At 63.9% G+C, this 2,485-nt stretch carries 2 protein-coding genes and 1 pseudogene; all 3 read left to right on the forward strand.

Annotation, left to right across the window (positions count from 1 at the left end; all coding sequences use genetic code 11):
- Window positions 1–531 (forward strand): annotated as a pseudogene (locus ACTS2Z_RS05820) (argininosuccinate synthase); the annotation flags it as partial.
- 58 nt (window positions 532–589) lie between these two features.
- Window positions 590–1,867, forward strand: a complete 1,278-nt coding sequence (locus tag ACTS2Z_RS05825) for a hypothetical protein (RefSeq protein WP_442572279.1) — start codon at window positions 590–592, stop codon at window positions 1,865–1,867.
- A gap of 67 nt (window positions 1,868–1,934) precedes the next feature.
- The coding region (locus ACTS2Z_RS05830; protein ID WP_442572280.1) for a DNA translocase FtsK 4TM domain-containing protein at window positions 1,935–2,485 on the forward strand (551 nt) is incomplete at its 3' end.

Genomic DNA, 2,485 nt, shown 5'->3' on the forward strand with positions numbered 1-2,485 from the left:
GTTTCGATCAATGGCGCTGCCCTGTCGCCGGCCGCGCTCCTGACCAGGCTCAACGAGATGGGCCGCCTGCATGGTATCGGCCGTCTCGATCTGGTCGAGAACCGGTTTGTGGGCATGAAATCGCGCGGCATTTACGAGACGCCGGGCGGCACCATCCTGATGATGGCGCACCGGGGAATCGAGCAGATCACGCTTGATCGCGGCGCCATGCATCTCAAGGACGAGCTGATGCCGCGCTATGCCAAGCTCCTCTATGAAGGCTTCTGGTTCAGCCCTGAACGCGAAATGCTGCAGGCGGCCATCGACCATTCGCAGCGTCACGTTACCGGCGAGGTCCGGTTGAAGCTCTACAAGGGCAGCGTGACGGTGGTGGGCCGGTCCTCGCCCGCCACGCTCTACTCGCTGGCCCATGTCACCTTCGAGGAAGATGCAGTGTATGACCAGAAGGATGCCGAAGGCTTCATCCGGCTCAACGCCCTGCGTCTGAAGCTGATGGCCCGCCGCAAGCGCCTGCTGGGCGAGAACGACTAGCATCACGCGCAGCCATTGAGACTTGCCACGGGCGGCGGGGGCGTCAAATCATGGGCAGATGATCTTTTCTGTCCTGGCGCTGGCTGCCGCCCTTTTGCTTTCTGATACGCCCGAGTCCGGCTCTGCGACTCTGCTTGAACAGTCCCAGGCCCTGAGGGCCGAAGCCCGTACGCTTGCCGGCGCGGGCGACTGGGCTGGAGCGGGTGAAGCCAACAGTGCTGCACTCGCCCTTCAGCCCGGTCATTACGGCCTTCTGGTCAATGGCGTCATCATCTCTGCCAATGGCGGTGATCTTGATGGCGCACTGGACAGTCTCGAGGCGCTGGCTGGTGCCGGCTACGCTCTGGAACTGGCTGCTTTGGGCGAGCTTGAAGCCGCCCTTCAGGCGCATGATGACGCGCGCCTTTCCGGCATTGCGAGCCAGATGGCGGCCAATCTGGAGCGGATCGGCTCGGCTGAGCGCTATATGCGGTTGCCCTTGCGCGACGCACTGGTGGAGACCTTTGCGGTCGATATCGACGCCGAGCGGCTCTATCTCGGCAGTGTGGCCGATGCCTCGCTCTACAGCGTGCGCCTTGATGATCCGCAAAACCCGCAACGTATGGCCGGGCCGGAAGACGGACTCGGCTCTGTGTTCGGCATGGCGCTCGACGGGCGCAACCGCATTCTCTATCTCGCCACCGGCCGGGTGGAGCAATCGGGCGCGAACGTTGCGGAAGATTTCGAGACGGCGCTTGTCGCTTTTGACCTGATGACAGGCGAGATCGCCCATCGTTACACCTATGAGGGCGCCGGACAGTTTTCCGATGTGGTGGCGATTGATGGCGTCATCTATGCCAGCGATAGCGGCCGGGGCCGCATCTACCGGCTGGACCAGCCGGGCGGCACGCTGGAGCTGCATGCTGAAGACAGCCACATGGCCTCCTTGCAGGGGCTTGCACTGGCGCAAGGCGCGCTGTGGGTGCTCGATTATGCCAGCGGTCTCTGGCGGATTGATCCGGTGACGCGCGAAGCGAGCCGGGTCGAGGTGCTGGAGGGCAGTCTGATCGGCTTTGACGGGCTGACATCAGACAGTTTCGGTGAGCTTTATGCGGTGCGCAACGGTACACAGCCGCATGGGCTCTTCCATATCGCTCTGGAGCCCTGGGGGCGCGGCGCGCGTGTTCACCCGGTGCTGACGGGGCATCCCGATTTCAACGAGCCGACCACGGTGCGGGTTTCGGACGGGCGCCTTTTCATCCTCGCCAATGCGCAGTGGAGCCTGTTCGATCCTGAAAATCCGGACGCTGCGGCATCGCGAACCGATCCGGTCATTCTTTACCTGCCGGTGCCCTGAGCCAGCCGCTCATTCTTAACGGTCATTTACCAGCCGGGAAGGTTTAGCCGCCACACTCCGGCCCGTCATGGCCCGCTCAGAAACCCCGTCCCGCGCCGACGAGCGCGATACCGCCCTACCGCCTCGCGCCGGACTGGCCGCGAGAGCGCGCGCCTTCCTTGCGGGCGCCGTCATGGTGCTTGCGGGGATTTTTGCCCTGCTGGCGGTGTTCAGCCACAACCCGTTCGATCCCAGCCTCAATGCTGCTGGCAGCGGCGAGGTCACCAATCTTGCAGGGGCCAACGGTGCCGTGCTCGCTGACCTCATGCTTCAGGTGACAGGCTGGGCGGGTGCAGGCCTCGCCCTGATGATGGCGGGCTGGGGCATCATTCTGCTTGTACGCGGCCCCCGCCATCGTTCTGCTCCTGTTGTACTTTTCCGCATCGTTTGCGGTGCTGTTGCCATTGCCGGCTTTGCCATGGCGGTGTCGGCGCTGCCGGTACCTGTCAGCTGGCCCTTTGCCACCGGCCTTGGCGGACTGTTGGGTGATGGGCTTTTGGCGAGCTTCACCGGTCTTTTCGGTACGGCAGAAATCGCCGGAGCCGGCGCTGCGGCGCTCGTTGCCGGCCTGATTGCGGC

The sequence above is a fragment of the Glycocaulis sp. genome, from assembly GCF_052168375.1.
GTDB lineage: Bacteria > Pseudomonadota > Alphaproteobacteria > Caulobacterales > Maricaulaceae > Glycocaulis.

Coding starts and splice junctions, on each gene's coding strand:
- ACTS2Z_RS05825 (WP_442572279.1), top strand. CDS start 590: ATGATCTTTTCTGTCCTGGCGCTGGCTGCCGCCCTTTTGCTTTCTGAT.